Source organism: Streptococcus sp. HMSC065C01 (genome assembly GCF_001813525.1).
GTDB lineage: Bacteria > Bacillota > Bacilli > Lactobacillales > Streptococcaceae > Streptococcus > Streptococcus parasanguinis_V.
The window spans coordinates 1-24,505 of the sequence record NZ_KV812860.1; the positions used below are offsets into that span (position 1 = coordinate 1).

General features: G+C 41.5%; 21 protein-coding genes. 3 read left to right on the top strand and 18 right to left on the bottom strand.

All coding sequences use genetic code 11. From position 1 onward, the window contains the following. Window positions 1–62 precede the first annotated feature (62 nt). From HMPREF2918_RS10200 to HMPREF2918_RS10220, 5 genes are all read right to left on the bottom strand, one after another. Complete coding sequence (locus tag HMPREF2918_RS10200; protein ID WP_003010296.1) at window positions 63–989, bottom strand: ATP-binding cassette domain-containing protein; 927 nt, start codon at window positions 987–989, stop codon at window positions 63–65. 10 nt (window positions 990–999) lie between these two features. Then, a complete protein-coding gene (locus HMPREF2918_RS10205) occupies window positions 1,000–2,067 on the bottom strand; it encodes an ABC transporter ATP-binding protein (protein WP_070590560.1) in 1,068 nt (355 codons plus the stop codon). 11 nt (window positions 2,068–2,078) lie between these two features. Further along, complete coding sequence (gene oppC, locus HMPREF2918_RS10210; protein WP_003010290.1) at window positions 2,079–3,005, bottom strand: oligopeptide ABC transporter permease OppC; 927 nt, start codon at window positions 3,003–3,005, stop codon at window positions 2,079–2,081. Continuing rightward, the gene (locus tag HMPREF2918_RS10215; RefSeq protein WP_070595566.1) at window positions 3,005–4,504 is read right to left on the bottom strand and encodes an ABC transporter permease; all 1,500 of its coding nucleotides are present in this window, start codon (window positions 4,502–4,504) and stop codon (window positions 3,005–3,007) included. The genes oppC and HMPREF2918_RS10215 overlap by 1 nt, the downstream gene beginning before the upstream one ends. A gap of 73 nt (window positions 4,505–4,577) precedes the next feature. Beyond that, window positions 4,578–6,563 (bottom strand): peptide ABC transporter substrate-binding protein, encoded by a 1,986-nt coding sequence (locus HMPREF2918_RS10220; protein ID WP_070595567.1) that lies wholly within the window; start codon window positions 6,561–6,563, stop codon window positions 4,578–4,580. A 205-nt stretch (window positions 6,564–6,768) separates the two neighbouring features. Between HMPREF2918_RS10220 and HMPREF2918_RS10225 the strand changes: the two genes are divergently transcribed. Next, window positions 6,769–8,010: a serine hydrolase gene (locus HMPREF2918_RS10225; RefSeq protein WP_070595569.1), complete on the top strand. Its 1,242-nt coding sequence runs from the start codon at window positions 6,769–6,771 to the stop codon at window positions 8,008–8,010. Window positions 8,011–8,068: 58 nt separating this feature from the next. Here HMPREF2918_RS10225 and sufB read toward each other — a convergent pair whose 3' ends face one another. From sufB to HMPREF2918_RS10270, 9 genes are all read right to left on the bottom strand, one after another. Then, on the bottom strand, window positions 8,069–9,481 hold the full coding sequence (gene sufB / locus HMPREF2918_RS10230; RefSeq protein ID WP_003010279.1) for a Fe-S cluster assembly protein SufB: 1,413 nt from the start codon (window positions 9,479–9,481) through the stop codon (window positions 8,069–8,071). Between the two features lie 32 nt (window positions 9,482–9,513). Next, entirely contained in the window at window positions 9,514–9,948 is a 435-nt protein-coding gene (gene sufU / locus HMPREF2918_RS10235) for a Fe-S cluster assembly sulfur transfer protein SufU (protein ID WP_003010276.1), read from the bottom strand. Next, window positions 9,935–11,161 carry a cysteine desulfurase gene (locus HMPREF2918_RS10240; protein WP_070595571.1) on the bottom strand — a complete coding sequence of 409 codons (1,227 nt, stop codon included), beginning with the start codon at window positions 11,159–11,161 and terminating at the stop codon, window positions 9,935–9,937. The genes sufU and HMPREF2918_RS10240 overlap by 14 nt, the downstream gene beginning before the upstream one ends. A 9-nt stretch (window positions 11,162–11,170) precedes the next feature. After that, complete coding sequence (gene sufD / locus HMPREF2918_RS10245) at window positions 11,171–12,433, bottom strand: Fe-S cluster assembly protein SufD (RefSeq protein ID WP_070595573.1); 1,263 nt, start codon at window positions 12,431–12,433, stop codon at window positions 11,171–11,173. A gap of 66 nt (window positions 12,434–12,499) precedes the next feature. Next, entirely contained in the window at window positions 12,500–13,270 is a 771-nt protein-coding gene (gene sufC, locus HMPREF2918_RS10250; protein WP_003004238.1) for a Fe-S cluster assembly ATPase SufC, read from the bottom strand. 134 nt (window positions 13,271–13,404) lie between these two features. Beyond that, window positions 13,405–14,562 carry a glycosyltransferase family 4 protein gene (locus tag HMPREF2918_RS10255; protein ID WP_070595575.1) on the bottom strand — a complete coding sequence of 386 codons (1,158 nt, stop codon included), beginning with the start codon at window positions 14,560–14,562 and terminating at the stop codon, window positions 13,405–13,407. Next, window positions 14,559–15,296: an adaptor protein MecA gene (gene mecA / locus HMPREF2918_RS10260; RefSeq protein ID WP_003004768.1), complete on the bottom strand. Its 738-nt coding sequence runs from the start codon at window positions 15,294–15,296 to the stop codon at window positions 14,559–14,561. The genes HMPREF2918_RS10255 and mecA overlap by 4 nt, the downstream gene beginning before the upstream one ends. Before the next feature lie 135 nt (window positions 15,297–15,431). Next, window positions 15,432–16,268 (bottom strand): undecaprenyl-diphosphate phosphatase, encoded by an 837-nt coding sequence (locus HMPREF2918_RS10265; RefSeq protein ID WP_013904699.1) that lies wholly within the window; start codon window positions 16,266–16,268, stop codon window positions 15,432–15,434. A gap of 108 nt (window positions 16,269–16,376) precedes the next feature. Beyond that, window positions 16,377–18,284 (bottom strand): DUF2207 domain-containing protein, encoded by a 1,908-nt coding sequence (locus HMPREF2918_RS10270; RefSeq protein ID WP_070595577.1) that lies wholly within the window; start codon window positions 18,282–18,284, stop codon window positions 16,377–16,379. 117 nt (window positions 18,285–18,401) lie between these two features. Here HMPREF2918_RS10270 and HMPREF2918_RS10275 point away from each other — a divergent pair, with 117 nt between their 5' ends. Next, complete coding sequence (locus tag HMPREF2918_RS10275; RefSeq protein WP_070590528.1) at window positions 18,402–19,964, top strand: ABC transporter substrate-binding protein/permease; 1,563 nt, start codon at window positions 18,402–18,404, stop codon at window positions 19,962–19,964. Further along, window positions 19,964–20,704 (top strand): amino acid ABC transporter ATP-binding protein, encoded by a 741-nt coding sequence (locus HMPREF2918_RS10280; RefSeq protein WP_070595579.1) that lies wholly within the window; start codon window positions 19,964–19,966, stop codon window positions 20,702–20,704. The genes HMPREF2918_RS10275 and HMPREF2918_RS10280 overlap by 1 nt, the downstream gene beginning before the upstream one ends. Window positions 20,705–20,823: 119 nt before the next feature. On the opposite strand, the gene HMPREF2918_RS10285 is transcribed toward HMPREF2918_RS10280, so the two are convergent. The 4 genes from HMPREF2918_RS10285 to ilvC form a co-directional block, all read right to left on the bottom strand. Beyond that, a complete protein-coding gene (locus tag HMPREF2918_RS10285) occupies window positions 20,824–21,039 on the bottom strand; it encodes a capsule biosynthesis transcriptional regulator (protein ID WP_003004771.1) in 216 nt (71 codons plus the stop codon). Window positions 21,040–21,147: 108 nt separating this feature from the next. Continuing rightward, complete coding sequence (locus HMPREF2918_RS10290) at window positions 21,148–22,041, bottom strand: SPFH domain-containing protein (RefSeq protein WP_049475093.1); 894 nt, start codon at window positions 22,039–22,041, stop codon at window positions 21,148–21,150. 110 nt (window positions 22,042–22,151) lie between these two features. Continuing rightward, complete coding sequence (gene ilvA / locus HMPREF2918_RS10295; protein ID WP_014712946.1) at window positions 22,152–23,402, bottom strand: threonine ammonia-lyase IlvA; 1,251 nt, start codon at window positions 23,400–23,402, stop codon at window positions 22,152–22,154. Between the two features lie 76 nt (window positions 23,403–23,478). Continuing rightward, window positions 23,479–24,501 (bottom strand): ketol-acid reductoisomerase, encoded by a 1,023-nt coding sequence (gene ilvC / locus HMPREF2918_RS10300; protein ID WP_049483535.1) that lies wholly within the window; start codon window positions 24,499–24,501, stop codon window positions 23,479–23,481. Window positions 24,502–24,505: the final 4 nt, after the last annotated feature.

Here is a 24,505-nt window from a genome sequence, read left to right on the forward strand (position 1 = left end):
CCAAAAAATTTTATTTTTTTGAAAGTTTTTTTTGAAATAAAAAAATAGAGAGGGAATCCTCTCTATTTATATTCTTGTCTGTATTTGTTTTCTTCAGCTTTGTTAGCCCATACATAATGACCTGGTTTAATTTCAACCATTTGTGGTTTATCTTCAGAGTAATCATGTTGTTCTGGATCGTAGATTTTTAGAACTTTTTTACGTTCTAGAATTGGATCTGGAATTGGGACCGCTGAAAGCAGGGATTGGGTGTATGGATGGATTGGGTGGTTAAATAGCTCTTCAGTTTCTGCTACTTCTACAATAACCCCTTTATAGATAACTGCAATACGGTCAGAAATGAAGCGCACAACTGACAAGTCATGGGCGATAAAGAGGTAGGTCAAGCCTAATTCTCTTTGGAATTTTTTCAAAAGGTTCAAGACCTGCGCACGTACTGAAACGTCAAGGGCTGAGATTGGTTCATCCGCAATGACAAATTCCGGTTCCATGACAAGTGCACGGGCAATACCGATCCGTTGACGTTGACCACCTGAGAATTCGTGAGGATAACGTGTCAAATGTTCTGCTAGAAGCCCAACTTCATGCATAATATTTTTTACTTTTTCCTGACGTTCTTCTTCGCTGTTAAACAAATGGTGGTTGATCAAACCTTCAGAGATAATATAATCAACTGTTGCACGTTCATTCAAACTTGCTGCTGGGTCTTGGAAGATCATTTGAATTTTACGGATCAACTCTGATTTTTCACTATGAGAGTTTTTTCCGTTGATCTTGCGACCGTCATAAATAATTTCTCCAGCACTTGTATCATTCAAACCGATGATAGCACGTCCAATTGTTGTCTTCCCACTTCCTGATTCACCAACAAGAGAGAAAGTTTCTCCCTTATTAATGAAGAAATTGGCATTCTTTACAGCAACGAATTTTTTACTTCCTTCACCGAAGGAAATTTCTAAATCTTTAATTTCAACTAATTTTTCAGTCATTTCCTTCCTCCTATTCTGTAATGTGGGTGAAGCCCATTTTTGAGCCAATCTTTTCGTGAAGGTTTTCGATTACTTCTGGTTTATGAACTGTTGGTGCATCTGGATGGAGCAACCATGTCTTAGCCCAGTGAGTATCGGTCACTTTGAAAGCAGGTGCCTCTTCTTCAAAATCAATCTGCATCGCATAATCTGAACGAAGTGCGAAGGCATCTCCTTTGATTGGGGCATACAATGATGGCGGAGTCCCTGGAATAGAGTATAGATCACCATCTGAGGTTGACAATTGAGGCAAGCTTGAAAGCAAGCTCCATGTGTATGGATGTTTTGGATCGTAGAAAATTTCTTCTACTTTACCAAACTCAACAATTTCTCCAGCATACATAACGGCTACTTTATCTGCAATACTTGCAACCACACCTAAGTCGTGGGTGATAAAGATAACTGTAAATTGGTATTCTTTTTGAAGGGATTTCAACAAATCAATGATTTGCGCTTGAATGGTTACGTCAAGGGCTGTTGTTGGTTCATCACAGATCAAGATATCTGGACGGCAGGCCAAGGCGATGGCAATAACGATCCGTTGACGCATCCCACCTGAATATTGGAATGGATACTCATCAAAACGACGTTCAGCATCTGGAATTCCAACTTTCTCCATATAGTCCAAAGCCATTTCTTTGGCTTCTTTAGCTGTTTTCCCTTGGTGTTTGATAATGACTTCTGTAATTTGTGAACCAATTGTGTTGATTGGGTCCAAACTTGTCATTGGGTCTTGGAAAATTGTAGCGATCTTAGATCCACGAATATTTTCCCAATCTTTATTCGATTTCAAATCTGTCAATTCTTGACCACGGTATTTAATCGAACCTTGGGCAATACGGCCGTTATCTTCTAACATTCCGGTGAACGTTTTTGTCAAAACTGATTTCCCTGAACCTGACTCACCAACTAAGGCAAGAACTTCACCTTCTTCTAGCTCAAGCGATACGCCACGAATAGCTGTCAATACGCGATCGCGCACGTCAAATTCCACTACGATATCTTGAGCAGATAAAATAATATTCTTATTTGATGTCATATCTACTCCTCCTATCTATGTGTACGTGGGTCGCTGGCATCGGCCAAGTTTTGTCCGACGATAAAGAATGACAAGGATACTAAAATCAAAACAGTAAGCGGAATCCAGAATAGGTAGGCATTTGTAGTTACGTTTTGAGAATAGTCAGAAATCAAGCGTCCCAAACTTGGAACTGTGATTGGAAGACCAAGTCCGAAGAAGGAAAGGAAAGCTTCGTAAGAAATAAAGCTTGGAAGTAACTGTGATGTTTGTGTCACGATAACAGATACCAATTGAGGCAAAATATTTTTCGTAACAATTTTCAAAGTTGGTGTTCCTAATGTTCGGCTGGCCAAGTTGTACTCCAAATCACGGTAACGCATGATTTGGACACGAATGGTATAGGCAATTCCGATCCATCCAGTTAAGGACATGGCAAGAATCAAGTTCCAGAAACCAGATCCCATTGAGTAAGTCAAGACGATAACGATCAACATAAACGGAATGTTTGAAATAACGTTATAAACTTCCATCATGATACGGTCGATGGATTTTGAGATCCCCCAAATTCCACCAACGATAACTCCGACAACCACGTTAATAACAGTGGCGATGAAGGAAATGATAATTGAATTCCGAGCACCAAACCAAACTCCATCAAAGAGGGATTTACCGTTATTATCTGTACCAAAGAAAGCTTTGGCACTTGGTGGATTCAAACGTGCTGAAAAGTCATTTACCTTACTTACGTCGTTGTAATCAAAATTTGAAAACATAGGATAGACAAAACTCATCAAGAGAATCCCAATCAAAATAGCAAGCATAATGATAGTGGTTCTTTTTTTCAAGAATTGTCTGAATACAGATTTCCAGTATGAATACGCTGGAGCATCGATTACTTCAGAGGCAAAGTCATCACGTTTTACAAACTGAAATTTATTTTTATCGATTGTAGCCATTATTTGCCTCCTTTCGTATTCGTTAATTTAATCCGTGGATCAAGCACTGTCATCAAGATATCACCTAACATGGCAGCAAAGATACCAAGTGATGTGAAGATGAAGACAAGTCCGATGACCATGGTGTTGTTTGATGCTTTAATAGAGTCAATCAACATTTTACCCATACCTGGGAAAGCGAAGACTGTTTCAGTCAACGTTGCACCTGAGATAACTCCAATGATAGCCCCTGGAATTCCAGAAACTAGTGGAACCATCGCATTTTTGAAGATGTGTTTTCTTGAGATCTCACGTTCTGACAATCCTTTTGAACGAGCAAAACGGACGAAATCCTGAGAGTGAATATCGATCATATAACGACGAATCCAAACGGCGATAAATGGCGCACTCAATAAACCAAGAATCAGAGACGGCAATACATATGAACGCCAGTCCTGTGCTCCAAGTACTGGGAATGAGTCTGGAAGTCCAAAGAATGAACCTGCTAGACGCACGATATAGACAAGGGCAATGGTTGGGAGAGACATCATAAATGTCAAGGCCGCAGTAGAGATGCTATCAAACCATGAGTCCTTGAAAAGAGCCATATAAGATCCTAGTGGGATCGCAATCAAGTAGGCAATCGCAATACCAATCAAACCAATGATTGAAGAAGATGCAATCATGGATGGATTCTCATAGTTGCTCAACGTTGCTGTATAGGCATCCCCTTTACCAAATCGACTGATATCTTGTGAGTCTGCCTTACTTGGTGATTTGTAGGTACGTGAGTAGATATCGATGGAAGATGTCTTTTTACCTGTTGGGAAGTTCACTTCACTCTTCTTAGTCGTTCCTTGTCCTTGGGTAATCACTTGAAGAACAGGGGTATTTGAATAAGTTGGATATGAATTTCCAAGGTTTAAGGTCACAAAGTTTTGGTGTACATATGGGAACTGACCATTAAAGTACAAGAGGTATTTGTGTTTCGTACCAGAACCCACTACAGACCATCCAATAGATGGATCATTTTCAATACGGATATAGCGTTTAAGATTTGGATTCGAGGCATCTTTCACCCAACCTGGATGATCAAATTGAATCAAATTCGCATAGAAGCTAATAACACGTTCAAAAACCGGAATTTCACGCACCGCATAGAAAGACTTACTTTCTGGGAAACGTTTCAACTGCCAACCATGACCTAATTTTTCAATATATTTTTTGTAGATCTTTTCATTGGCATTTGTCGCATCAACCGTTACGGAAGAATCTTCTTTACTTGCTTTTTGTTGCAAGCTCTTTGAATCCATGTATTCCAAATAACCCATGCGATCATAGACTGTATTTTCGTAGTTGATCTTCGAATCTTTTGTCTTCGCTACTTTATTGTAGTTGGGGTCATTCTTAAAGATGAGATTTCTCGGTGTTAGCGTATAGATAATCATGTAGGTTAATGTCGTGACGAGAAAGATCGACACTAACGAACGCAAAATACGCATAAAAACATATTTTTTCATATTTCATTCCTTTAATGTCCAAAAGAACTTTCTCCCCTAGAAGAGAAAGTTCTAATGAAAAGCAATAATTTAATTATTTAACGTGTTTTTCAAGATCTTGTTGAGCTTTTTTGTTTGACTCAACTTTTTCTTTTTGCCATTTCTTAAGAGCTTCATCGTATTGTTTCTTAGTAACAGGTTCATCTTGAACTTCTACATATTTGAAGTATGCTGATCCTTTGTTACCAGCTTGAGCTGAAGCACCAGAGAATGGTACCACTTTAGAGATAACAGTTGCTGCGCCTGATGATGACATTGTAGGTACTACAATTGCGCTATCTGTCAACCAAGCTTGAGCTGCTGCATATTTTTCATAACGTTTCACAACATCTTGTGTTTCGTTGTTTGCATCGTCAAGAAGTTTTGCAAACTCATCCAAACCTACAGCTTTAGCTGATGGGTTATCTACACCACCTGCAAAACCAAGGTAAACTTTTGTTTGGTCTTCAGAAGATGGTTGAAGCGTATCAAGGTAAGTTGATGGATCTTGATAGTCTGGGTTCCAACCGACCATACCTTGAAGATCCCAATCTGCATCTGCAGCTGATGGAACATTCAATGTGATGTTCAACACTTCGTCTTGGTCCATCATTTGAAGGTCAACAACTACGTTGTCTTTACCAAGAGTTTCTTCTACCGTTTGTTTCAATGATTGCATACGTGTAACTATACTTGTTGCATTTTGAATAACAGGAACGTCAATATGAATTGGGAATTGAACGCCGTCTTTTTGAAGTTCAGCTTTGGCTTTTTCAAGTTGTGCTTTGGCTTTATCTTTGTTGTAAAGACCATCTTGACCATCTTCAAGGTTGATACCCTTCCATTGGTCTCCATAAGTAGTCAACTTATCTGCAACTACATTTCCGAAGTCTTTTCCGTCTACTTGTACGAATGCAGGTGCAACATATGTATTACGGATAGCTGGTTTAGCAAATTCTTTACCATTGACTTGTGCTGAGTAGTTTTCACGGTTCAAGGCAAAAGTGATGGCTTGACGGAAATCTTTGTTCAAGATTGCTTTCTTAGTAGAAGATTTTTCAGCATCTGATTTCTTTGCAGTGTGTTTGTAAGATTGACGATCGATGTTGAAACCAAGGATTGCTACACCTGAACCAGCTGGTGTGTTATAGATATTGTCCTTGTATTTTTTCTCTACTGTTGCAAAGTTTGAGCTTGATGGGAAAAGACGAGCAGCTGTATAAGCTCCATCAGAGAAACCACGTGCCAATGAATCTTGGTCTGATCCATCGTAATAAGTAAGTTTTACTTCCTTGACGTGAACGTTTTTCTTATCCCAGTAGTTGTCATTCTTTTCAAATACAACAGATGATTTTGATGTAATAGATTTAAGAAGGAAAGGTCCGTTTGCAAGTACTGATTTCACATCGTTTGGTTGACCAAAATCATCTCCCTTACTCTTCAAGAAATCTGTGCTAATTGGGAACAAGATTCCGTTTGTTGTTTTAGAGTTCCAGAAGGTTTCAGGTTTGTTCAATGTATATTGAAGTGTGTAATCATCAACCGCTTTGACACCAACTTGGCTGAAGTCTGTAGTTTTTCCTTGCACATAATCATCCAAGCCTTTGATTGAGCCTTGAACTAGTGGAAGTTCTTCTGATTTTTTATCAGCAGCGTGTTTCAAACCAGTCACGAAGTCTTTGGCAGTCACTTCACCGCGTTCTTCACCATCTGCATCGTACCATTTAACACCCTTACGAATCTTGTAGGTATAAGTCAAACCGTCTTTTGAAACAGACCAATCTTCCGCAAGTGATGGCACAAGATTTCCATACTTGTCATTTTCCATCAAACCGTCTACGATGTTTGTAGTGAGATCTTGAGTGGCAGATTTAGAAGACACAGTATAGTCCAAAGTTGTTGGGTCAGTAGTGTAGACATAACCATAGTTTTTGTCTTCGCCTGAGCTTGCTTTGCTAGTATTTGAACTAGAACATGCAGCTAACAATCCAGCTGCAAGGAGTGTTACTCCGGCAACTGCGAATACTTTACCTTTTTTCATAGGAATTCTCCAATAGTTTTTTTAGATTTGTTTAAGATTATATCACAAGTAGAAAAAAAAGTAAACTAAATTTTCTGAATATTCGTTTTATCACTATTCAAAAACCTTGCTATGACTGACTTTTTAGCCTAATTGATGATTTTACAATTTTCCATTAATCATTTGTATGATACAATAGAGAGGACTAAGCAACGAGGAAACAACTGTGAAAAAATTCTTTCTTTCTTTTTTAACCTTCATCCTGCTGTTATGCAGTTTACCTTATCAAGTCGTTCTGGCAGATGAGCTAGAACTTCCTGCTCAAAGTGCTATTGCTGTTGAAGCTGATACAGGTAAAATTTTATATGAAAAGGATTCAGAGAAAAAGCGAGATGTGGGGGGTCTATCTACACTCTTGACCACTTATCTGATTTTCGAAGCTATTCATGAAAAAAAACTTTCTCTAAAAGATCCTATCAAATTGTCTGAGAAAGCTCTGGCTTTAAATGATATCGAAGGTGCTGGTACTCTTCCTATGGAAGCGAACCAATATACGGTTGAACAGTTATTGACTGCTCTTTTAGTTGGAAATTCTAGTACTGCTGCCTTGGCCTTAGCTGAGAAAGTGGGGGGCTCCGAAAAAAGCTTCGTTGAAAAAATGAAGCAAAAACTTTCTGAATGGGGCATTCAATCTCCTCATTTAATTAATGCTACCGGATTAAATACTCAAACCATTAGCGGAGATCCTGACGGGAAAGGAGACGAAAATCAATTGAGTGCTTATGATATTGCTGTCATTGCCAAGCACTTACTCCAGGATTTTCCTGAAGTGACCAAATATACTTCAAAACCCACTGCTCTTTTTTCAAACACGCAGATTGAAAACCCCAACCTGATGCTAGAAGGCATGCCGAATTACCGTTCGGGAGTCGACGGCCTTCGGGTCAGCAACTCTACCAAAGGTGGTATCACATTTGCTGCATCAACGACGCAAAATGGCATCCACATGATCACGGTTGTCCTAGGAGTTGAGGCAGTTGACGGTGATCCATATGCACGCTTTGTGGCTACTTCTTCTCTGATGAACTACGTGGTACGAACCTTTGTTTCTTCCATTGTCGTCAAAGAAGGAGATCCCTACGGAAAAAGTAAGGCAACTGTCATGGACGGGAAGTCCGAGACTGTTTTAGCTGTTGCAAAAAAAGACTTCTATATCGTTGAAAAGCAAGGCAGTCAAGCGGAACCAAAAATTCAATTCAAGAGTAACCAAGAATCATTCCGAGCACCTGTCAAATCAGGCACAAATCTTGGAAAATTACACTACACTGATCCAGATAAAATCGGACGTGGCTACTTAGAAGATCAAGAGCCAACGGTCGATATGGTATCGGGAAGAACCATTGAGAAAAGCTTTTTCTTAAAGGTTTGGTGGAATGAATTTGTTCGTTATGTCAACGAAAAGCTATAAGCAAAAAAATCACAATGGAGTCAAATCCATTGTGATTTTATTTTGCTATTAAAACGAATTATCCTACAGATCCTTCCATTTCGTAGCTAATGAGTCGGTTTAACTCAACGGCATATTCCATTGGAAGTTCTTTTGTAAAGGGTTCTACAAATCCCATGACAATCATTTCTGTCGCTTCTGATTCAGACAGACCACGACTCATCAAATAATACAGTTGTTCTTCTGAGATTTTTGAAACCTTAGCTTCGTGCTCCAAAGCAACTTGTGAGTTGTGGATTTCATTAAATGGAATCGTGTCTGATGCAGATAAATCATCCATGATAATAGTGTCACACTCAATGTGAGAAACTGATTTCTTAGAGTTCTTGTTGAAAGTCACTTGTCCACGGTAGTCTACCTTTCCGCCACCCTTCGCGATGGATTTGGATACGATAGACGAGCTAGTGTGAGGGGCATTGTGGATCATCTTGGCACCTGTATCTTGGTGTTGACCTGCATTCGCAAAGGCAATGGACAACATGGTCCCACGCGCTCCTTCTCCATCTAGATAAACAGATGGGTACTTCATGGTTGTCTTCGCTCCTAAGTTCCCGTCGATCCACTCAACTGTAGCATCTTTTTGAGCTTTGGCCCGCTTGGTGACCAAGTTGTAGACATTGTCAGACCAGTTTTGGATGGTCGTGTAGCGCATATAAGCACCATCCAAGGCAAAGATCTCAACAATCGCTGCATGGAGGCTATTGCTTGAATAGGTCGGTGCTGTACAGCCTTCTACATAGTGAACACTTGCTCCCTCATCCACGATAATCAAGGTACGCTCAAACTGACCTGTATTTTCATTGTTGATACGGAAGTAAGTTTGAAGGGGAACGTCTACTTTTACGCCTTTTGGCACATAAATGAAGGTTCCACCAGACCAGACTGCTGAGTTTAGGGCAGCCAATTTGTTATCCGTTGGTGGCACTAACTTCGCAAAATACTGTTTGAATAGGTCTGGATATTCTTTTAGGGCAGAATCTGTATCGGTAAAGATAATCCCCAACTTTTCAAACTCTTCTTTCATATTGTGGTAAACCACTTCTGATTCATACTGAGCAGAAGCTCCCGCTAGGTAAGCACGTTCCGCTTCAGGAATCCCGATACGCTCAAAGGTTTCCTTGATTTTCTCTGGAACTTCGTCCCATGAACGGGCAGGTTTATCCGAAGGTTTTTGATAATAGATCAAATCATCAAAGTCAATCTCTGATAGATCGGCTCCCCAGGTTTGCATGGGCATCTTTTTGAAGGTTTCAAAAGATTTCAAACGGAATTCGAGCATCCATTCGGGTTCATTTTTTGCTGCAGACAATTCACGAATAACCGCTTCATTCAATCCCTTCCCGGTAGAGAGAATGGGTTGAACGTCATCGTGAAATCCAAATTTATATTCACCGAGATCAATTGGTTTCGGTTCGACTCTTTCTTCAGCCATAATTTCCTTTCTTTCTCTGTTTCTTCTTTTAATTATTTGCTACGTTCGATCGCTTTTTTAAGAGCATTCCAGGAGAGGGTCGCACATTTAATCCGTTGTGGAAATTTTGAGACTCCAGATAAGAAGGCTGCGTCTCCTAATTCCTCTTGGCGAGGATCTGACTGGCCTTGGACCATTTCTGAAAAGACCTGCGCCAATTCCTCGACTTCCTCTTTTGTTTTTCCCATTACAGCATCCGTCATCATACTAGCTGAAGCGGTTGAGATCGTACATCCTGAATTAACAAAGGCGATATCTTCCACCCTGTCATTCTCATCAAATTTCACACTTAACTGGATCACATCTCCACAAGTTGGATTGTTGAGTTGGATCTGATCAACATCTTCAATCTGGCCCTGATGGTGAGGGTGTTTTGAATGGTCAGCTACGACCGCCATGTACAGCGAATCTAATTTAGAAAGTGCCATTGAAAAACTCCTTTGCTTTGATCAATGCCTCAATTAATTTATCACAGTCCGCTTTGGTGTTGTAGATATAAAAACTTGCTCTCGTTGTCGCTGGGACTTGTAGGTATTGAAGAAGCGGTTGTGCACAGTGGTGACCTGCACGAACAGCAATCCCTTCATAATCTAATGCTGTTGCCAAGTCATGCGGATGGAGATCTCCTAGATTAAAGGAAATGACGCCAGAACGTTGGGCTAAGTCTTGGGAACCATAGATGGTCAAGTCTTCGATAGCCTGTAATTTTGGAAACGCATAGGCAATCAATTCTTGCTCATGCGCTTCTACCTGGTCCATTCCCAACTCCTCTAAATAATCGATTGCTGCACCAAGACCGATTGCACCCGCCATATTAGGCGTTCCAGCTTCAAATTTCCAAGGCAATTCCTTCCAAGATGCAGATTGTTCGTAAACAAAGTCAATCATCTCGCCCCCAAACTCGATCGGAGACATTTGCTCTAAGATTTCTTCCTTCCCATAGAGGACACCAATCCCTGTTGGTGCAGCCATCTTATGGCCAGAAAAAGCAAAGAAATCCGCATCTAAGTCTTGTACATCAATGGCCATATGAGGGGTTGATTGAGCCCCATCTACGACCATGATCGCTCCAACTTCATGAGCTAATCGAGCAATTTCCTTGATCGGATTGACCACCCCTAAGACATTCGAAGCATGGGTGATGGAGACAAATTTTGTCTTCTCACTAAGCTTGCTCTTTAAGTCCTGCATATCCAGTAAGCCATCTTTTAGATAGACATAGACCAGTTTTGCTCCTGTCTTCTTGCAGGCTTGCTGCCAAGGAATGATGTTGGAGTGATGTTCCATGATGGAAATCAGGACTTCATCCCCTTCCCTTAGGACTTCTTCTGCATAGCGGGCTACCCAGTTGAGTCCAGTCGTTGTCCCTCTTGTAAAGAGCACCTCCTTGGTTGATGAAGCGTTGATAAATTTTCTGACTTTCTCACGCGCCGCCTCATAAGCAGCTGTCGCTCGTTCAGCCAAGGTATGGACTCCACGGTGGACATTGGCGTTATCTTGCAAATAATAGTGATTAACTGCTTCAAGAACACGTTTAGGTTTTTGCGTCGTCGCTGCATTATCTAGATAAACCAAAGGCTCATCGTGGACTAGTTGATCGAGAATGGGAAAATCTTGAGCAATCGTATTTTTATCTAGCATTGTTTCTCCTTAGCGTTGAGATAACTTTTCTTCGATGGTAGCAATCATTTCATCACGTACTTCTTTAACTGGGATTTCAACAATAACAGATCCCAAGAAACCACGCACCACTAAGCGTTCTGCTGTGTGTTGATCCAGACCACGACTCATGAGGTAATACATATCTTCTGGGTCCACTTGACCGATCGATGCAGCATGGCCTGCTGTGACGTCATTTTCATCAATCAAGAGGATTGGGTTGGCATCTGAACGTGCTTGATCCGATAACATCAAGACACGGCTTTCTTGCTGGGCATCTGCTCCTTTAGCCCCCTTGATAATATGACCAATTCCGTTGAAGGTCAAGGTTCCTTTTTCAAGAATAACCCCGTGTTGCAAGATATTTCCGATCGAGTTGCAACCAAAGTTGGTCACGCGGGTGTCAATTCCTTGTACCTGACGACCGCTTGATAAGGCAACGACTTTCAAATCTGCATGACTTCCGTTTCCAACCAAGTCACTGTCAAAATCTGCAACCACGTTACCTTCGTTCATAACACCGATAGCCCAATCAATGCTGGCATCCTGACCTAGTTTTCCACGTCGACTGATGTAGGCTGTGACATTTTCACCCAGGCGGTCAATCGCCGCAAATTTCACTTGGGCACCTGAGCGGGCGATCACCTCAACCGTCACATTAGCAGTTGCTGTTGCTGAGCCATTACCTTTTGATTCTAGGCGTTCCAAATAGCTGAACTTACTGTTTTTGCCTGCGATAATCAAAATGTGCTTATTAAAAGGTACATCACTGTCGCTATCCTGGTAGAAAATGCCTTCGATTGGTTCTGCAATTTCGATATTGTCTGGAACATAAAGGACAGCCCCACTATTAAAATAAGCTGTGTGGTATGCTGCTAGTTTGTCATCATCGTATTTAACCGAAGACATGAAGTAATCTTCTACCACCTGCGGAATTTCTTCTAGGGCAGTATGGAAATCTGTGAAAAGGACTCCTTGGTCTGCCAAGGCTTGTGGCACCTGTTCAAATACAGTTTGAGTTCCAACTTGGACCAATTTTAAGTTTGAATCGAGGGCTGTAAAATCAGGAACATTGGCAGAAGCCTCGCTTTCTGTGATCGTCCCATCTCCAAGATTCCAGCGGTGGAATTTGACGCGTTCAATGGCCGGCAATTCCAACTGATCGATCTTGTCAAAAGCTTTTTTTCGTAAATCCTGCAGCCAGCTTGGCTCAGCATGCAGTTCCGAAAAGAGGGTAATATTTTCAATACTCATTTTTTTCTCCTAATAAAGATACTATCTGTTTGATTTTATGACAACATTAGTTCACTTGTCATCAGGTTATAGTTCTTCTTTATAGTCGTAACCGAGTTCTTCTGCAAGTTGGGCATAGCCTTCACGTTCCAAGCGTGCAGCCAATTCTGGCCCACCTGAAAGCACGACACGGCCTTCCATCATCACATGAACGACGTCAGGAGTAATATAGTTCAACAAACGTTGGTAGTGGGTGATGATCATAGCTCCAAAACCTTCACCCCGCATTGCATTAACCCCTTTAGATACGACCTTAAGAGCATCGATATCCAAACCAGAGTCAATTTCATCCAAAAGGGCAAATGTTGGTTCCAACATCAACAATTGAAGGATTTCATTGCGTTTTTTCTCACCACCAGAGAAGCCTTCGTTCAAATAGCGTTCTGCCATTTCTTCTTTCATGTTGAGCAGTTCCATCTTTTCATCCAATTTTTTGATAAAATCACGAATAGAGATCTTCTCGTCTTCTTCTTTACCAGCATTCATGGCTGCACGTAAAAATTCTGCATTCGTAATTCCTGGGATTTCTGAAGGGTATTGCATGGCAAGGAACAAGCCCATCCGTGCACGTTCGTCTACTTCCAATTCCAAGATGTTGACACCATCAAACAGAATCTCCCCTTTAGTTACTTCATAGTTTGGGTTTCCCATAATGGCAGCTGACAGAGTAGATTTCCCTGTTCCGTTTGGTCCCATGATGGCTGCGATCTCACCAGTTTTTAGGGTCAGGTTTACACCTTTTAAAATTTCTTTGCCTTCAATTTCAACGTGAAGGTCTTTAATTTCTAATGTCGACATTGCATTCCCTTTCTTTTTACTTTGAAGTCTAGAAGGTTCTCAAAGCATCGATTCCTTCATCACAAAGTATTTTTTTACCTTTCAAGTATATCAAAAAAAAGCCTAAATGGCTTTTCTTTTGATTAGAACTATTCTTATTTAGTTTTTTCTTTTCGTTTTTGACGAACTTCCTCCCGATAGGAAGAATTCCCTATATAGCGCAGAACATTTAACAAAGGACTATGATGTGGCCCTAAAACCCCAATCAATTCTGCTAACAACTCTACTCCAAACAAGAGCCCGATCACAAGTAGGACGCCCCCAATGCGACTCGAGATGTTGAGCAAGAGAGAAATCAAGGAGAAAATCATCGAGATTCCATAGATCACCAATACAGTTCCCCGATGTGTCAAGCCCAGAGACAGAAGTCGGTGGTGCAAGTGATTGCGATCCGGTTTATAGAATTTTTGACCAGACAGGGTCCGACGGATAATGGCTAAAAAGGTATCTGTAATCGGTACACCAAGGATAATCATTGGGGTGACTACTGCAACAGCTGTCGCATTTTTCAAACCTTGCAAGGACAAAACAGAAATCATGAATCCGATAAACAAGGCACCGGTGTCTCCCAAATAGAGAATGGCCGGATGGTAGTTAAAGGGAAAGAAACCAGCGATGGACGCAACCAATACAAAGATCGTCATGGTCAGAAAGAGATTGGGTACTGGTAGAAAGAAATAGGATACAATCCCCATTGTCACTAGGGAAATAATAGAGACCCCACTCACCAAGCCATCTAATCCATCAATCAGATTGACCGCATTGGTAATAGCAACAATCCAAATCACTGTCAAAAGATAAGAAAGCCACGGTTCAAAATGAAGTAAGGGACCACCGAATGGAATCTTGAAATCATTCAGCCGAAAATCTGTCAAAAACCAGACCAGGCTCGCTGCCAGCAGGATGCCGATCATCTTTTTCTTGGCAGACAACTCTTTTACATCATCGATCAAGCCTGTGAGAGCGATAATCCATCCTGCGCCCACGACCGGCAAGGTATAAGATAGGTAACTTTTGATTGGTGCGGTAGTGGATGTCAGCATAGGAATAAAGATGAGAGTCGCAATTGAAAAAGCAATCACAATAGACAGTCCACCCGCGCTTGGCATGGGCTTGGTATTGATCCGACGCGCATTCGGATAATCTACGGCATCAATCTTAAAGGAGAACAAGCGAACCAAGGGCGTCAATACCAAGGCAATCATAAAAGTTCCAATCAGCACCAGAACAAATTGCAAGGAAAAAGACATCATAAGCTAGCAACTTTCTTCAAATTCTCAATCGCACCAGACACCATTAGTAAGTGACCATGTTCCTGCAGAACAGCTCGTGTCACTTCTGAATCATCCGCATACTCCCGAATGATGGCAAGTAACCAGGTTGGATATTGATTTGGTTGATCCTCTGTATCGATCAAGACGGTTAAATAATAATCAGATCCCATTTTGTATAATTCAGAGGTATCCACTGGAAAGCTGACCGTTTTTGAAAAGGCAACTGCTTGCTGGATATTTGAAAAACGCAAAATGTAATAAATATACTGACTTACTGGTGCTTCAGATGTAGGATCTTGTTCTTGATTGTCCCGCAACTCTTCTTGTTCCAAATGGTGAATGGCTTCTGCATCCCCTTTTGTCTTATCAGAGATTGTTTTTTCCAGGGTTTTGATAAATTCATCTGGCGTCATGCGCGACAACTCTTCCATATCAGGAAGATCTGACAAATCCTCAAAATCCAATTGTTGGTCAATTTTTGATTTGGTAACAAAAACATCCAATTTGTCTGGTTTTGGTGTCACACGAAAACTCAGCATCCCGCTATCCAGGAAGCTTTCTGGCATTTCGAGTTCATCCAAAATAGCGTAGAAAAATTCTTCTGTTTTTTCTTGTGGGACAAGGAAATCAGCAATTTCCATTCCACGTTCTTCTAAGTCTTCTAGTTGGATCGTGATCTTAATTGTTGAATCACTAATTTGCTTCATCTTCATAGCATAACCTCATACTTCTAGTCTTACTATTATACTAAAAAATTGGATAGAATTCAAAAAAAGGATGCATCGAAAAGAGGTCGGGACAAAAGTCTCCAACCTCAGAAAACAATTTGATCAAGTTCAACCGTTCTCTTAGAAAATAACACGGAAGAGTCCATACAATAGCAAGATGGAACCAAGAACGATCCGGTATTTCCCAAAGACGGTGAAATCATGATTTTTCACATAATCTGTCAAGAAGCGGATGGCATACATGCTGACCACAAAGGCCACTCCCATCGCTACCAGTAGAATAAAGAGTTGCCCCAGTGCTAGTGAATGTCCGCCAAGAGCGAATTTTCCAACCTTTAAGAGGCTAGCCCCAAACATGGCTGGAATCCCCAAATAAAAGGTAAATTCTGTCACCACTGGGCGGCTAACACCATTGATCAAACCACCTACAATCGTAGCACCTGAACGGCTTGTTCCTGGAAATAGCGATAAAACTTGGAAGAGTCCGATATAAAGAGCTGTTCGATAAGGGAGCTTATGCAACTCCGTTACTGCTGGCTCAACTTGTTCCCGTCTTTCCAGATAGATAAAGGCAATCCCGTAGGTGATCAACATAATCGCAACGGAAATCGAATTGTGGAAATGCGCCTCAAACCAATCATCTAATTTAAAAACAAAGACAAGCGGAAGGGTTGCAACCGCAACTTTTGCCCATAATTGCCAAGTTCGACGTACTTCTAGTGGAGATTTACCAGGTTTGAAGGGATATAATTTATCGAAATAAATCACCACAACCGCTAGGATCGCTCCCAATTGGATCACAACATTGAACATCTCCATAAAGGCTGGATCTTGATTTTTAAACTGCACAAAATCCTGTAACAGAATCAAGTGACCTGTACTTGAGATCGGTAACCATTCTGTAATCCCCTCGACAATCCCAAAAAGAACCGCCTTGATTAATTCGATCAGAAACATCTTTTTCTCCTAAACTTACATTTGCTCTATTATATCATAAATCTATGGACTGGACCAGGCCTTCTAAACTAGAAGGGACAGAGCGACCAAGACCATTCTCAGCGCTACTTAGAAGGCGCCAAAGCCTCCTCCGCCTCCTCCGCCAGAGAAACCTCCTCCACTACCAGAGGAAACTGTGAAATGACTAGCTGTCGATGCTGTCGATCCATAAGTAGACATGGCATGACTTGAGTGGGTCACATCATGATAGAACGGGGTGTAAACGAAGGCGTTTAAGGCTTGATTTTCTAAATGAATATTCCGAAGTTTCATGACCTTTGTGACCTGATCGGCTACACCATACAAGGCCGCATAGACCAATAAGCGATTCCATAGGACCAGAGACTGCAACTCTGCATCGTTGAGGTGGGCAATCTCTTTCAACATCCGACCAAAACTATCCCAGTAATAGCGTTGCTCAGCACCCGCAAGATTGACAACCCCATCTCGTAGGCAGGCTTTAAAGACACCATTGAAGCGCACTGGCATAAACCAAAGTATGAGGATCCCTATCAAACAAGGAACAGAGAACCAACCCATCCCAAAGATAGCAAAGATTTCTGCTCCAAGAGCGATAAACCAAGCAGCCCAACCAAAGAAGAGACTTCGTCTAGCTTGCGCTTCTTCTTTTGCTTCTAAAGGGCGATAGTAGCTTGGCAAATGGAGATCTTCCACCTTGCGATGAACATCTCGGGCCACTTGGTTCACAGCCGTATCAAAACGAGCCTGAGCCTTACTTCCTAGTGAACGAATCGCATCTTGATCTGCTTTTTTGGCATGTTTGTATACATCATCACTGAATTCATAATTCTCAAAGAGACGGTTAACAGGACAGGAAACTTGATCCCCAAAAGCCATATTCATAAAGGAGCGTTCAAAATCATCCACATGTCCATGAGACTTCCTGGTCAAAACGACTTCATTTCCTTGTTGCTCGTAGACAATCACTCCACGATCCATCAAATCTAGCAATGTAGCTTGAAGCATTTTTTCAAATGTAAACACCGGCGGAGTTGCCTTCTCTTTATTGGTCGGGGAAGCCTCGTCTAATTCAGCTGAATAAACAACCGAGCTCATGACAAGAGGTGCAATATCCTGTGGAATTTCATAAAGACGAGTATCAGTCGGATAGGTCACACCAGGCCAAATCATTTTTTTGAACCGATTGCGACCCAAGAAAGAAAGAAGCCAGAGTGCAATAATGAAGGCTGGCAAGATCCAGTTCCAAAACATGCGTGTCCAGTATTTTTCCTGTTCAATTTTAGCTTGGTTCTTGTGAAATTCATCCAATTTGGTTAATCCTGTATTTCGACCAGAATCATACAAGGTAGTTAGATCTGACTTCAACCAGTAACCATACAACTCCACAGCCTTTCCTTTGCCTAGGTTATAGAAAGTGGCAGAATAGATTCCATCTTCTTTCTTTACAGTCACATCCGGTCCCATAAAGGCTGTATGGATATACAGTTCCGATTGGGCATTAGCTGGTGCAAACTTAGGGATGACACGAAACTGAACTTCACCCACTTTCTGATCACCATCTGTGATCGGTTTCCAGTTCAACTCCAAGATATCCTTGTGTGAATAGAGGAGATTTTTTAATTTCCATGTAACTTTAATTTTGACTGTATCTGTCGCCACACCACTGTTATAAATTTTCACTCGGTAGCCATCACCTAGATTCGTAATCTCGGGTTCTCTTTGAAGCTCACGACCTTCCACCTCAACCTTTGGCGGTATCTCAATTGCAAAGCCTTGTGGCATGTTCCCTGCCGTTCCTAGACTGACATACTGCCCTCTATAAGAATCTTTGAAATAATAAACCAGTTCTTCCTCATAGGTGGCGTCGTCCCAAGTGTCCAAGGTCAAGGTTCCACCATAGTAAAGCACATCATAAGATGGACTAGATGCATGGACATTCTGACTGACAAAAAGGCAGGCCAGAAAGGCGAAAAAAACATACAAATACTTTTTCATTTGATCACACTCCTTTGTATTATTATAGCATTTTTTAAATAAAAAGAGGACCATGTTTGAAATGCAGCCTATTTTACTGTACAATAGGAGAAGTTAAAATAAGGAAGAGGAGAAAAAATGAAAAAAACATTATTCGCGCTCTTAACGGGGCTTTTCATTTGCCTAGGGATCACACAGGTTGCTCATGCAGATGACTATTTACGAATCGGAATGGAAGCGGCCTACGCTCCTTTCAACTGGACCCAAGAAGATGATGCAAATGGAGCTGTTAAAATTGACGGTACCAATCAATATGCCAATGGGTACGATGTCCAAATCGCAAAAAAAGTTGCTGAGGAGTTAGGTAAAAAACCTCTGATCGTAAAAACATCATGGAACGGTTTAATTCCAGCCCTCACTTCTGGTAAAATCGATATGATTATCGCTGGGATGAGTCCAACCGCTGAACGTAAAAAAGAGGTCGCCTTCTCCAAGAGCTACTATACCAGTGAGCCAGTTATGCTCGTTCGTAAAGATGGAAACTATGCAAACGCCACTAGTCTAGATGACTTTAAGGATGCAAAGGTCACCTCTCAACAAGGGGTCTACCTCTATTCTCTCATTTCCCAACTCAAGGGTGCGAAACAAGAAACTGCAATGGGTGATTTTGCCCAGATGCGTCAAGCTTTAGAATCGGGTGTTATTGATGCCTATGTTTCTGAACGTCCCGAAGCCCTAACCGCCGAGTCCGCTAATTCTAAATTTAAGATGATTCAATTCAAAAAAGGATTTGAAGTTGGGGAAGAAGATGCGACTATCGCTATCGGGATGAAGAAGGGTGACACTAGAATTGACCAAGTCAATGCCGCACTAGCTAAGATTTCGTCTGAAGACCAAGTTAAACTCATGGATGATATGATTAAGAAGCAACCAGCTTCCAGTGATGCTAGTGATGATAAGCAGACATTCTTTAGCCAAATGATGAAGATTTTAAAGGATAATGGCCCACAGTTCTTACGGGGAACTGGAATGACCCTCTTAATCTCTATGACTGGAACTATCGCTGGGTTGATTATCGGTTTGTTAATCGGTGTCTTCCGGACAGCTCCGAAGGCTAAAAATAAATTCCTTGCTGGATGCCAAACTGCCTTTGGTTGGTTCCTCAATGTCTACATTGAAATCTTCCGTGGAACTCCGATGATCGTTCAATCCATGGTCATTTTCTACGGTTCCGCCCAAGCCTTCAACATTTCCTTGGATCGTACCTGGGCCGCCATCTTTATCGTATCAATCAATACCGGAGCTTATATGAGTGAGATTGTTCGTGGTGGGATCTTAGCAGTGGATCCAGGTCAGTTTGAAGCAGCGACTGCTCTAGGAATGACCCATGGACAAACCATGCGCAAGGTCGTCCTTCCACAGGTTGTTCGCAATATCTTGCCAGCAACAGGGAATGAATTTGTTATTAACATCAAGGATACATCTGTTTTGAATGTTATCTCTGTAGTTGAACTGTACTTTACAGGAAATACGGTCGCAACTCAAAACTACCAATACTTCCCAACCTTTACGATCATCGCTGTGATTTACTTCGTTCTCACCTTTACTATCACACGAATCCTTCGCTACATCGAACGTCGCTTAGATTCTGATACTTATACTACAGGTGCAAATCAAATGCAAGTCAAAGAGGTGAAATAATGGCAGAAAAAATTCTTGAAATCCAACATTTAAAAAAAACTTACGGTCAAAATGAAGTCTTGAAAGATATTTCGCTCACCGTTGAAAAAGGAGAGGTGATCTCCATCATCGGGAGCTCTGGTAGCGGAAAATCAACCTTCCTTCGCTCCATCAATCTTCTAGAGACTCCCACAGCTGGAGAGATTCTCTATCGTGGGCAAAATGTTCTTGATCCTGAGTATGATCTTACCCACTACCGCGAGAAATTAGGAATGGTTTTCCAAAGCTTTAATCTCTTCGAAAATTTAAACGTCTTGGAAAATACGATCGTTGCACAAACAACCGTCCTCAAGCGCGATCGTGAGACTGCAGAGAAAGTTGCCAAAGAAAACCTTGAAAAAGTCGGTATGGGATCTCAATATTGGGCTGCCCGTCCGAAACAACTTTCAGGTGGTCAAAAGCAACGGGTCGCTATCGCACGCGCCCTCTCAATGGATCCTGATGCCATTCTCTTCGATGAACCAACTTCTGCCCTAGACCCAGAAATGGTTGGGGAAGTCTTGAAAATCATGCAGGACCTGGCAAAAGAAGGGCTCACCATGATTGTCGTAACCCACGAAATGGAATTTGCCCGCGATGTCTCTAGCCGGGTCATCTTCATGGACAAGGGTGTCATCGCTGAGCAAGGAGATCCAAAAGAAATCTTTAGCAATCCAAAAGAAGAACGGACCAAGGAATTCCTTCAACGCTTCTTACATTAATCTCTTGAAACAGTTTGCTTACCAGTATAGAAGCAAGCTGTTTTTTTGTACCGCTTCTGCTTTTGAGGCATAGAAAAAACCAGAGAGCAAACTCTCTGGTTTTCAATTGGAACAACAAATTAATCTTCAAATTTTTGATGATTTTTGTCATAAAAATCAATCAATCCAAGTGCCGTTTCGAACGAGATGTTCTTTACTTTTGCACGTCCTTGAGCCAAGGCAATGATAGACATTTCACGGGCATTTGTTTCTTTACTGATACGATACCCCGTAATTTTCTTATCACGTACCCATCCAACAACTGATTCTACTTTTTCAAAGTTCGATTTAGCCATGATCTTTCTCCTATATTATTATTTCCAATACTAATATAAATTTTTTTGCACATTTTGTCAACTAAAATTGCTGAAAATACGAACCTTTTTTAAAAAATGAGAAAAAGTTTACTTTGCTTTCAGGGCTGATAATATTTGTGTACGAATGTTTTCGACTCCATCCGGGTTTGCTGGTAGGAAAATCGTATTATTCCCTTCTTTATCAGCAAAATTATTCAAGGTATCTAAGTACTGATTGGTTAACAGAATAGACATGATTTGCTCTTCGGTCAAGTCTACATTGGCTCCTTTTAACTCTTTAATAGAGTCTGCCAATCCATCGACAATAGCCTTCCGTTGCTCGGCAATACCGACCCCGTGCAAGCGGTCTTTTTCCGCCTCAGCTTCGGCAGCAGTAACGATCTTGATCTTGTCTGCTTCTGCCAATTCCTGAGCTGCCACGCGTTTTCTTTGCGCCGCATTGATCTCGTTCATGGATTGTTTCACTTCGGCATCTGGCTCAACTTTGGTGATCAAGGTTTTTACAATAATATATCCATAAGTTGACATTTCTTCTGCCACTTGTTTTTGAACTTCAAGGGCGATTTCATCTTTTTTCTCAAATAATTCATCCAAGGTCAACTTGGGAACAGAAGAACGCAAAGCATCTTCAATGTATGATTTAATCTGTGACTCTGGACGCATCAACTTGTAGTAGGCATCCTTTACGTTGCTTTCGTTCACTCGGTATTGTGTCGCCACATTCATGGTAACGAATACGTTGTCCTGAGTTTTTGTTTCAACCACGATCTCACTCTGCAAGACGCGCAATTGAACTCGTGCTGCAATTTTATCGATACCAAAAGGCGCTCGCATATGAATGCCACTATCGCTAATTTTTTGATAACGTCCGAAGCGCTCAATGATGGCAACGGATTGTTGCTTGACCACATATAGTGAGCTAATCACAATGAATCCTGCAACCAGTAGCAAGAATAAAACAAAGATAATAAATCCAGGCATAAAAAGTTCCTCCTTTTAATTTACGCATATCATATCACAAGTGTTGATAAAAAAGCAATATATTCCTTAAAAATATATTGCTTAAATGGTCGATTGTTTCTGTATGATACTCAGACGAGCATATTATAGAGTGTTTCATTGCCGTTCAAGTTAATGAAAGACGGATCAAAACGCTCGATACGGTTGACCAAGCCTGCATAGTCATGTTTATTGGCTAAAGTAACCCCAATCAAGACAGGGCCTGTTCCCTTACTAGCGCGCTTGATATATTCAAAACGTGTGATATCATCATTTGGCCCTAAGATATCATTTACAAACTCGCGAAGGGCCCCTGGACGTTGTGGGAAGTTTACGATAAAGTAGTGTTTCACTCCATCGTAGATCAAGGCACGTTCTTCCATTTCAGGCATGCGGTTAATATCATTATTCCCACCTGAGATAATACAACAGATCGTTTTACCCTTGATGTATTCGCGCAAGATTTCAAGGGAGGCCACACTAGCTGCTCCTGCTGGTTCGGCTACGATCCCTTGCTTAGAATAAAGATCAATCAAAGTCTCTGAAATCAAACCTTCATCGACTCCAACAAGAGTTTCCACATGCTGGCGGGTTACTTCATAAGTCAATTGGCCCACCTTTTGCACGGCAATCCCATCTGCAAATTTATCAATTTCTGGTAATTTGACTGGCCCCCCTGCTTCAAAAGCAGCCTTCATGGAGCGCGCCCCTTCGGCCTCTACCCCAATAACCTCAATCCTAGGCTCTGTTTCTTTGATATAGGTTGAGACACCTGAAATGAGGCCTCCTCCACCAACAGGAACGAGGACTGCATCAAAAGCAATCGATTCTTTTCGGGCTTCCTCAAGGATTTCGTAGGCCACTGTTCCTTGACCAGCCTGTACGTTTGGATCATCAAACGGGTCAATAAAGGTCCGTTTTTCTGCAAGAGTAAATTCTTGGGCCGCCTTAGCTGACGCGTCAAAGGTATCCCCAACCAACTTGATCGTTACATAATCCCCACCAAAGAATCGGACTTGGCCGATCTTTTGTTGCGGTGTCGTAATCGGCATGAAGATGGTCGCTGGAATCTTCATTTCATTACAAGTATAAGCAACCCCTTGCGCATGGTTTCCCGCAGAAGCACACACTACCCCACGTTCCCGCTCTTCTTTTGATAATTGAGAGATCGCAAAGTAAGCACCACGAATTTTGAAAGAACGAACACGTTGGGCATTTTCTTTTTTCAAATAAATCTTTGCCCCATATTTTTCAGATAAATAGTGGTCGTATTCAAGAGGCGTATTAACAACGACCCCTCTTAATATTTTATGGGCCTTAGCCACATCTTTTGCTGTTATCATTTCATACCTCTGTTGCTGTGTTTTGATGAAAAAAGCAAGCCAGGGTGTCCCAACTTGCTTAGTCTTCTACAGACAATTAGTTGTAGATTTTGAAGGCGTCATCGTCGTTTTGACCAACGAACGGCATTGCTTTACGTAATTCAGCACCAACTTTTTCAATTTCAAGTTCTTCAGCTTGTTTGCGGAAGGCTTTCAAACGTGGGAAACCAGCATCGTGGTCTTCAACGAATTCACGTGCAAATTTACCTGATTGGATATCAGCAAGGGTAGCTTTCATGTTTTCTTTTACTTCTGGACCGATAACACGAGGACCAGTTACAAAATCACCAAATTCTGCAGTATTTGAACATGATTGACGCATTTTCTTGAAGCCACCTTCGTAGATCAAGTCAACGATCAATTTCATTTCATGAAGGACTTCGAAGTAAGCCAATTCAGGTGCATAACCAGCTTCTGTCAAAACTTCAAATCCAGCTTCGATCAAGCTTGTCAAACCACCCATAAGAACAGCTTGTTCACCAAACAAATCTTCTTCTGTTTCTTCTTTGAAGGTTGTTGAAAGGAGACCAACACGTGCTGAACCAACACCTTTTGCCCAGTCCATTGCGATGTCTTTCGCGTTACCAGTAGCATCTTGGTAGACAGCGTAAAGTGCTGGTACACCAAATCCTTCAGTGTAAGTACGACGTACCAAGTGACCTGGTCCTTTTGGTGCAACCATGAAGACATCTACGTCTTCAGGAGCTTTGATGTAACCAAAGTGGATATTGAAACCATGGGCAAAACCAAGAGCTTTACCAGCGCTCAAGTTTGGAGCGATTTCATCTTTGTAGATATCTTTTTGGATTTCGTCTGGTGCCAAGATCATGATGATATCAGCCAATTTAGTTGCTTCTGCAACTGGGTAAGCTTCAAATCCATCTTCTTTTGCTTTATCGAATGATTTACCAGGACGCACACCGATGATGACATCGTGACCTGAATCACGCAAGTTTTGTGCGTGAGCATGACCTTGTGAACCATAACCGATTACGGCGATTTTTTTACCATCAAGTGCTGGTACTTTAACGTCTTTTTCGTATTCCATTTGAACTGCCATAAGT

Coding starts and splice junctions, on each gene's coding strand:
- HMPREF2918_RS10200 (WP_003010296.1), bottom strand. CDS start 989: ATGACTGAAAAATTAGTTGAAATTAAAGATTTAGAAATTTCCTTCGGT.
- HMPREF2918_RS10205 (WP_070590560.1), bottom strand. CDS start 2,067: ATGACATCAAATAAGAATATTATTTTATCTGCTCAAGATATCGTAGTG.
- oppC (WP_003010290.1), bottom strand. CDS start 3,005: ATGGCTACAATCGATAAAAATAAATTTCAGTTTGTAAAACGTGATGAC.
- HMPREF2918_RS10215 (WP_070595566.1), bottom strand. CDS start 4,504: ATGAAAAAATATGTTTTTATGCGTATTTTGCGTTCGTTAGTGTCGATC.
- HMPREF2918_RS10220 (WP_070595567.1), bottom strand. CDS start 6,563: ATGAAAAAAGGTAAAGTATTCGCAGTTGCCGGAGTAACACTCCTTGCA.
- sufB (WP_003010279.1), bottom strand. CDS start 9,481: ATGGCTGAAGAAAGAGTCGAACCGAAACCAATTGATCTCGGTGAATAT.
- sufU (WP_003010276.1), bottom strand. CDS start 9,948: ATGGCACTTTCTAAATTAGATTCGCTGTACATGGCGGTCGTAGCTGAC.
- HMPREF2918_RS10240 (WP_070595571.1), bottom strand. CDS start 11,161: ATGCTAGATAAAAATACGATTGCTCAAGATTTTCCCATTCTCGATCAA.
- sufD (WP_070595573.1), bottom strand. CDS start 12,433: ATGAGTATTGAAAATATTACCCTCTTTTCGGAACTGCATGCTGAGCCA.
- sufC (WP_003004238.1), bottom strand. CDS start 13,270: ATGTCGACATTAGAAATTAAAGACCTTCACGTTGAAATTGAAGGCAAA.
- HMPREF2918_RS10255 (WP_070595575.1), bottom strand. CDS start 14,562: ATGATGTCTTTTTCCTTGCAATTTGTTCTGGTGCTGATTGGAACTTTT.
- mecA (WP_003004768.1), bottom strand. CDS start 15,296: ATGAAGATGAAGCAAATTAGTGATTCAACAATTAAGATCACGATCCAA.
- HMPREF2918_RS10265 (WP_013904699.1), bottom strand. CDS start 16,268: ATGTTTCTGATCGAATTAATCAAGGCGGTTCTTTTTGGGATTGTCGAG.
- HMPREF2918_RS10270 (WP_070595577.1), bottom strand. CDS start 18,284: ATGAAAAAGTATTTGTATGTTTTTTTCGCCTTTCTGGCCTGCCTTTTT.
- HMPREF2918_RS10275 (WP_070590528.1), top strand. CDS start 18,402: ATGAAAAAAACATTATTCGCGCTCTTAACGGGGCTTTTCATTTGCCTA.
- HMPREF2918_RS10280 (WP_070595579.1), top strand. CDS start 19,964: ATGGCAGAAAAAATTCTTGAAATCCAACATTTAAAAAAAACTTACGGT.
- HMPREF2918_RS10285 (WP_003004771.1), bottom strand. CDS start 21,039: ATGGCTAAATCGAACTTTGAAAAAGTAGAATCAGTTGTTGGATGGGTA.
- HMPREF2918_RS10290 (WP_049475093.1), bottom strand. CDS start 22,041: ATGCCTGGATTTATTATCTTTGTTTTATTCTTGCTACTGGTTGCAGGA.
- ilvA (WP_014712946.1), bottom strand. CDS start 23,402: ATGATAACAGCAAAAGATGTGGCTAAGGCCCATAAAATATTAAGAGGG.
- ilvC (WP_049483535.1), bottom strand. CDS start 24,501: ATGGCAGTTCAAATGGAATACGAAAAAGACGTTAAAGTACCAGCACTT.